Origin of the sequence: Salinivibrio sp. PR5, assembly GCF_001996085.1 — a bacterium.
Classification (GTDB): Bacteria; Pseudomonadota; Gammaproteobacteria; order Enterobacterales; family Vibrionaceae; genus Salinivibrio; species Salinivibrio proteolyticus.
In genome coordinates this window covers 1-7,517 of sequence record NZ_MUFK01000070.1, presented here as the reverse complement: position 1 = coordinate 7,517, position 7,517 = coordinate 1, and the positions used below count along the sequence as shown (strand labels likewise).

General features: G+C 49.1%; 6 protein-coding genes. 3 read left to right on the top strand and 3 right to left on the bottom strand.

What is annotated here, in order from left to right:
• The first annotated feature begins 48 nt into the window (after nucleotides 1–48).
• Entirely contained in the window at nucleotides 49–819 is a 771-nt protein-coding gene (locus BZG82_RS15530) for an AraC family transcriptional regulator (RefSeq protein WP_077662743.1), read from the top strand.
• A gap of 27 nt (nucleotides 820–846) precedes the next feature.
• On the opposite strand, the gene BZG82_RS15525 is transcribed toward BZG82_RS15530, so the two are convergent.
• From BZG82_RS15525 to BZG82_RS15515, 3 genes are all read right to left on the bottom strand, one after another.
• Complete coding sequence (locus BZG82_RS15525) at nucleotides 847–1,314, bottom strand: ASCH domain-containing protein (protein WP_077481159.1); 468 nt, start codon at nucleotides 1,312–1,314, stop codon at nucleotides 847–849.
• Between the two features lie 227 nt (nucleotides 1,315–1,541).
• A complete protein-coding gene (locus BZG82_RS15520) occupies nucleotides 1,542–2,789 on the bottom strand; it encodes a cysteine desulfurase-like protein (protein ID WP_077766262.1) in 1,248 nt (415 codons plus the stop codon).
• 2 nt (nucleotides 2,790–2,791) lie between these two features.
• Nucleotides 2,792–3,427, bottom strand: coding sequence for a 2OG-Fe dioxygenase family protein (locus BZG82_RS15515; protein ID WP_077662741.1), 636 nt, complete (start codon nucleotides 3,425–3,427; stop codon nucleotides 2,792–2,794).
• 425 nt (nucleotides 3,428–3,852) lie between these two features.
• Here BZG82_RS15515 and BZG82_RS15510 point away from each other — a divergent pair, with 425 nt between their 5' ends.
• Both BZG82_RS15510 and acnA read left to right on the top strand, forming a co-directional pair.
• Entirely contained in the window at nucleotides 3,853–4,458 is a 606-nt protein-coding gene (locus BZG82_RS15510) for a DUF6151 family protein (protein ID WP_077662740.1), read from the top strand.
• Between the two features lie 162 nt (nucleotides 4,459–4,620).
• The gene (gene acnA, locus BZG82_RS15505; RefSeq protein WP_077481962.1) at nucleotides 4,621–7,365 is read left to right on the top strand and encodes an aconitate hydratase AcnA; all 2,745 of its coding nucleotides are present in this window, start codon (nucleotides 4,621–4,623) and stop codon (nucleotides 7,363–7,365) included.
• The last annotated feature ends 152 nt before the right edge of the window (nucleotides 7,366–7,517 follow it).

Sequence of the window (7,517 nt, the reverse complement as noted above, 5' to 3'; positions counted from 1 at the left end):
CTATTATAATATAAAAGACAATAAGTTTATAAAATAAGACAATTTGTAATGGCATGGCTCAACAGCGACGATAACTTTGATCCTGATATGCTCGATAATTCGGTGCTGGGGATCGGTGCTGACTTAACCTCGCACGACTCAGGCTTTCACTATCACCAAAAAGGCCAATTACTCTTTAGTCAGCATGGCTGTATGCGGATAACCCTCGCGAACTCAGTCAGTATCTTGCCTCCCACTCGAGTTGCCTGGATTCCGGGCCACTGCAAGCATAGGGTTGAGATGCAACACACGGTAGGCTACCGCTCGATCTATTTAGACCAAAGGGTAATCACCCAATTACCTACTCAGTTAATGATCCTGACGACAACACCATTACTGACAGAAGTTCTGGAGCGTATTGCTCTTTCTCCGTTTACGACGGATTGGCAATGTGGCGCACCAGCCAACCTTCTCGCTGTATGTATCGATGAGCTGACAAGCGCTAAAGAAGAAACAATGACGTTGCCTTTGCCGGCGGATTATCGTTTATCGCCGCTCCTCGAAATGGATGTACTCCCACCGTTAAAAGAAGCAGCAACACGATGCGGCGCCTCTGAAAAAACGATCACGCGTTTGTTTAAGAAAGAAACGGGGATGAGCTATCAGCAGTGGCGACAACAATGGCGGATCATTAAAGCGATAGAGCTACTCGCCGCGGGAAAAAAGCAAGGTGATATCGCCCATCGATTACACTTTGCCAGTGACAGTGCGTTTATCACATTTTTCAGAACCATGCTGGGAGAGTCACCTCGGACTTACATGAAGATGAATCACCATTAAAAAAGCCGCTCAGCGCGGCTTTGATTTTTAGAGTGGATAGACTTTCTCAAACTCTTCAAGCACCACATCCGAGTGCTCATCAAAATGTAGGCCGTGTGTTTTAGCGTACTGGGAAAAGTAACCCCAATGCGCTTCGTGCCAACACTGGTAAGATCCATCTCCCTCTCCTTCACGTGCCGCAAATTCAGCACTGACTTGGTTAAACGGGCAATAGCTCACCTGTGTGGTTTTGACGATACACACGGGTCGGTGGTGACCATTAAGAACAATCTTATAATGTCCTTTGTGTGGAATCACCGCATTTTTCTCTTCCAAAGAGCTGCGCAATCGGCAGTGAGCTTTCTTTTTATTCAAACTCACCAATGTCGCAACTTCGTTCGCTCTCACCGTGTGATGACTTAAGGTGTCCACCACCACTTGATCATCAGTTGGCCGTTGGTCCGCGGGAAGGGTCGTTAGATATTGGTGCCAAAAGGCGTTTTGTTCTTCAGTCATGGGTCTCGCCTTGATTATTATTGGTTTCGTTTTTAAATGATTTCTTTCTGAATAGTTTCTTGGACAGCACTAACGATGGTGATCATAACGTGCAGCCGCACATTCGCCTATGCGCTAGCTAACGTTTCTAGGTTGCACTGTGAATAAATTCACATTTAAACATCAACTGAAGCCAATTTTGATCAAAAAAAAGCGGCCTTTTTGGCCGCTTGAGAGATTGATTAACCTTAATCGCTAATAAATGGCAATAAGGCTTGGTGTAGTCGGTCAATTTCATCAATGGTGTTGTAATGCATCATACCGATGCGGATCACACCGCCTTTGTCTAAGATATCAAGCTGCTCACACAGGCCTTGCGCATAGAAGTGTCCATTCCAGACACACAAATTTTGCTCGCCAAGTGCTTGAGCAACCTCTGCCGGCTCTGTTCCCTCTATGCGGATCGCAAACGTTGGAGTGCGTTTATCGAGCTGATTATCATCGGTAATACCATAAATACGTACTTTGGGATAAGCGCGCATCAACTGGATAAAGTGTGCCGACAATGCTTGCTCATGCGCTTGGTACTGCGCATAACTTGCCGCTAGCCTTTCTCGCAGTGAGGACGTCGGATTGCCCCATTGTGCAAGATAGTCAACCGCCGCAATAAAGCCCGCTATCGCTTCAAAGCTTTGGGTGCCTGTTTCAAATCGGCCGGGACCTTGATCAGTCGCAGGTTCCACTTTGTACGGTTTTAACATCTGTACCCACTCAGGCGCGACATAGGCAAAACCAACATGAGGCCCAAAAAACTTATACGCTGAGCAGGCAAGAAAATCGCATCCGAGTGCTTGCACATCCACCAAGTGATGGGGCGCGTAATGCACCGCATCTACATACACTTTGGCGCCCACTTGTTTCGCCATCTCCACCACTTTTGCCACATCAACCAAACTGCCTGTGGTGTTTGAGGCGAGTGTCACCGCAATCAACTTAGTTTTATCGGTTACTAGGCTGGCTAGGTGGGTCATATCGATAGAATACGTCGACTCATCAACACGTACCTGTTTCACGGTCGCGCCTTTGTCATGCGCCGCTTGTTGCCAGCTAGATACATTTGAATAGTGATCGAGTGCCGAAACAATCACTTCATCTCCCTCCTGCCAGTCGCGACTGATTGCCCGACTCAACGAGAAGGTCAAGGTGGTCATATTCGGACCGAATACCATGCTTTCTGACGATGAGGCATTCACAAAGGTGGCCGCCACATCCCGCGCGCGCTGCATAAGCTCGGTGGTATAACGACCAGAAAAGAACTGGCCGCCCAGATTGGCGTTGTAGTGCCCTAAATAATCCACCATAGCGTCAAGCACTGCGCGGGGTACTTGTGCGCCCCCCGGGCCATCAAAAAATGCAACGGGTTTGCCTTCAATGATTTGCGCGAGTGCGGGAAAGTGGCCCCGAACAGCATGGGGTGAAAAACCTGCCGGTGTCATCGTTACTTCCTTGTTGCTGTGAGTACAAATACATCCATCGTGCCCGGTTTCTGGTTATCAACGGGCGTAATCGGCTCAGCGTAATGCCACAACGTACGATCATCAAGTGCCGCCATTTGCCCCGGTTCCAGCGGCAGGCTAAACAGCGGTGCGCTGGTTTTATGACTAAATACCTGAAAGTCACCGCCCTCAATATTATCTCGGCCAATGCTCACAATAGCGATATGATCAAAGCCATCTTGATGAACCCCTTCTGGGGCAACCTGCACGGATTGATTATCCGCCTGAATACGAATTTGGTGGATTTCGATGTCGTTGTCATCGCTAAGCTGGTAAAGGTCGCGGAATGTCCGACACATGGCATGGAAGCCCGGTGCCTGAATAGTCTGGGGCTCGATATCCTCAAAGGTTCTGGCCACATCCCCTTGGAATTCATTGATGTCAGATGTTTGCATAAATGGGCGAGTCGGTAACTTCTCGATGCCCCCATCGAAAGCATGCACGATTGAATAACGACGCAAGCGATAACCGCCGTCTGCGTGAGATGTACCCGGAAGGTTATCAAACGAAGGCTGTAATTGTTTGATATGATTATCGTCCAGTTGATTAAGCTGCATGAGTAATGTTGACGTATTCATGGCTTCCTCCTGTTTCGCGACTGTGCCGCGCATTCAAACCAATACGTTTGAAATACATTTATTTAACAAACGTGATACATCCAATCATCAACCATATACACTGTTATTTCCAGATCGAGCACTATATTTATCGATCATAAACCACTCGTTTAGTTTTTTTGTCTAAAAAATTTCGCTAAGCCGTTGAAAGGCTCCACTACAAAGATTAACAATTATTAAACAAAAGAATTAATCACTGCATAATTGGTCTATTGCCCTATTTTAGAAGGTGGAAATGGGACAAAAATGTCACGAAAAGTTGCCATTCTGCGTAATTCAGAGGAATTTCATGTTCAGATAGCGTTATAAATCAAACACTCTGCATCGATTTTTTTGCTCATCCTCTACACTATTAAGACACGCTTTGATGCGCGGGAGAGGATAGAATGACAAGGTTGAATATCCAGTGTGCTTGTGGCCAAGTGGCGGGAGAAATTATTGATGCACAACGCAGTCAGCGTTGCGTTTGTTACTGCAAAGACTGCCAAGCATTCGCTGAAAAACTGGGTTACCATACCGAGCTAAGGCCCGGTGGCGGCACAGAAATCCTACAAATCACGCCAGCGCAGTTACGCGTGTACCGAGGGCGAGATAAGCTTTCCTGCGCGAGATTATCCGAAAAAGGGCTTTATCGCTGGTACGCGAGCTGTTGCCATACACCGATAGCGAATACGATTAGCGCAGCTATCCCTTTTATCGGCATTATTAGTAGTTGTTATCACATCGAAGGGGATAACGAAGAAGAAATTGGCCCTGTTCGTTGGTACGTGCAAGGTCAAGACGCACGTTCCCCCATCCCAGAAAAAAATGTCCACCCTCGCTTTCCGCTTAGCTTAGTGATCAGAACCGCCCTCCGCATTGGCTGGGCACGTTTACTCGGTCACCATCGTCCCAATGCTTTCTTCGATCGCCAAGGTCAGCCACGCGGCGTTGTTTACTATCCGCAAGACGCGATGATCGCCAAACCCGACAAACAGCCTCACCCTGAATAAAAAGGTTTCAACGATGGCAGTTATCGGCCACACGATAGTAACTAAGCTTTAACTAAATCAATCTCGCATTTACAATAGTGCTGTAAAAACAAGCAATCCCCCGAGCGAGGTGTCCTTATCTACCTCGCTTCTACTCACAATAACGGACTTGGGGAGGCACCCGTGAGCAACACATCTCATTCCAATAGCCAAGACAGTTTCAACACGCGACGTACCCTACACGTCAATGGTGAAACCTACGATTACTTTCGTCTCGATGCATTGTCTGATCAATTTAATATCAGCCGCTTACCCTACTGCCTAAAAGTGCTGCTTGAAAACTTGCTGCGCAAAGAAGACGGTAAGAATGTATCGGCAGAGGACATCAAAACCCTTTGCCAGTGGCAAGCTGATGCTGCCGGTAAAGATCAAGTAAACTTCACCCCTGCACGTGTCGTGCTTCAAGATTTCACTGGCGTACCTGCCGTGGTGGATCTCGCAGCCATGCGTGCCGCCATGCGCGATTTAAAAGGCGATCCAGCCAAAATTAACCCGCTTGGTGCAGTTGATCTTGTCATCGACCACTCGGTCATGGTGGATGACTACGGCAATCCTGACTCCTTGCAGAAAAATACCGAGATTGAGTTCGAACGAAACAGCGAGCGTTACCAATTTTTACGTTGGGGTCAGCAAGCCTTTTCGAATTTCCGCGTCGTCCCCCCCGGCACGGGGATCGTACACCAAGTGAACCTCGAGTATTTAGCCCCGGGAGTATTAGTGGAAGCGCAAGGCGGCAATAAGCTAGCCATGCCAGACACACTAGTGGGCACTGACTCACATACCACTATGATCAACGGCTTAGGTGTGCTTGGCTGGGGCGTGGGTGGTATCGAAGCGGAAGCGGCGATGCTCGGCCAGCCTATCACCATGCTCATTCCTGAAGTGGTCGGCTTTGAGCTTAAAGGCGAGCTACCTGCGTCTGCCACTGCAACTGACTTAGTACTCACCGTCACTCAAATGCTACGCGAGCGCGGCGTGGTGGGTAAGTTTGTTGAATTTTATGGCCCGGGCCTCGCTAAATTGCCGCTGGCTGACCGCGCGACCATTGCCAATATGGCACCCGAATATGGTGCAACCTGTGGCATCTTCCCGATTGATGAAGAAACGCTAAGCTACATGCGCCTAACAGGACGCACCGACGATCAAATCACGCTGGTCGAAACCTATGCCAAAGCACAGGGCTTGTGGCGCGATGATGATGCACCGGTGGCTGATTATAGTGACACACTCCATCTCGACCTCGGTGATGTGGTTCCAAGCCTTGCCGGCCCCAAACGCCCGCAGGATAGAATTGCATTGACCGATGCCAAAACCCAATTCGATCAGCTGTTGGAAAAAGAGCAAGCGGCAGCAAATAACCTGATCGCCAGTTTTGCCAGTGAAGGCGGGCAAACTGCGGTCGATAACCCCAGTGTGCGCGAACAAGGCGATACTCAAGTCAAGTATAAGGGAGAAACATTTACACTTGAGAACGGGGCCGTCGTCATCGCAGCAATCACTTCCTGCACCAACACCTCGAACCCTGCCGTGCTTGTTGCTGCTGGGCTGGTGGCAAAAAAAGCACGCGAGCTTGGCTTAAAAACAAAACCGTGGGTGAAAACCTCGCTTGCGCCAGGATCACAAGTTGTCCCTGCCTATTTAGAGAATGTGGGGTTACTCGAGCCTCTGGCTGAGCTTGGCTTTAACATCGTCGGCTTTGGCTGTACTACCTGTATTGGTAACTCAGGGCCATTACCAGAGCCTATCACTGAAGCCATTCGCGCTGGCGACTTATTGGTGACTAGCGTGCTGTCCGGTAACCGTAATTTTGAAGGCCGTATTCACCAAGATGTAAAAGCCAACTATTTAGCCTCACCCCCACTTGTCGTGGCTTATGCACTGGCGGGTAATATGAATGTCGATGTCCTTAAAGAGCCATTAGGACAGGATAAAAACGGTAAGCCGGTCTACCTCAACGACATTTGGCCAACGCCACAGGAAGTCGCGCAAACCATTCAGACAGCAATGACCGACGGGCTGTACCAAGACAAATACGCGGACGTGTTTGCCGGCACAGACGCTTGGCGGAAACTGCCTGTCCCTGAAGATGAGATTTACTCATGGCCAGACTCCACCTACGTTAAAAAACCAACGTACTTTGATGGCATGACCATGGCGCTCCCCGAGATGAAACCCATCAAGGGCGCACGCTGTGTGGTGAAAGTGGGCGACTCTATTACGACTGACCATATCTCACCTGCAGGGGCGATAAAACCAGATAGCCCTGCAGGCGAGTATTTGAAGTCCAAAGGCGTTGAGCCAAAAGATTTCAACAGCTACGGCTCACGCCGAGGTAATCACGAGGTGATGGTACGTGGCACCTTTGCCAACGTGCGCTTAAAAAACCAAATGGCGCCGGGCACCGAGGGCGGTATGACGACTTATTTGCCCACCAATGAACAAATGAGTATTTACGACGCTGCGCAGCGTTACCAAGCGGACGGCACGCCACTCGTCGTGCTTGCGGGTAAAGAGTACGGGACAGGGTCGAGCCGTGACTGGGCCGCCAAGGGCACCAACTTGCTGGGTATCAAAGCCGTCATTGCTGAAAGCTTCGAGCGTATTCACCGCTCTAACTTAGTGGGCTTTGGCGTGTTGCCACTGCAATTTAAAGAGGGTGATTCCGTTGAATCACTTGGATTGGATGGCACAGAAGTGTTCGACTTTGAGGAGATCAACGGCGAACCCTCTACCCTCAAGGTTCGTGCAGTTCGGGATGATAAAACCATCGAGTTTGACGTCAACGTCCGCATCGACACTGCAGTTGAGTGGGATTACTACCGCCATGGTGGTATTCTCCACTACGTGCTGCGCCAACTCGCCAGCTAGTACTAGCATCGCTACCACAAAGGCCCCGCGGGGCCTTTTTTGTTATCTACCCCACAGCTTAAAGGCGTCTCAGGCAACCCAATCATGACAGYGAGCTAAACAGTGTTATAGTGAAAACTATATATAAAGTATAAGTATAAGGTATGTATCAA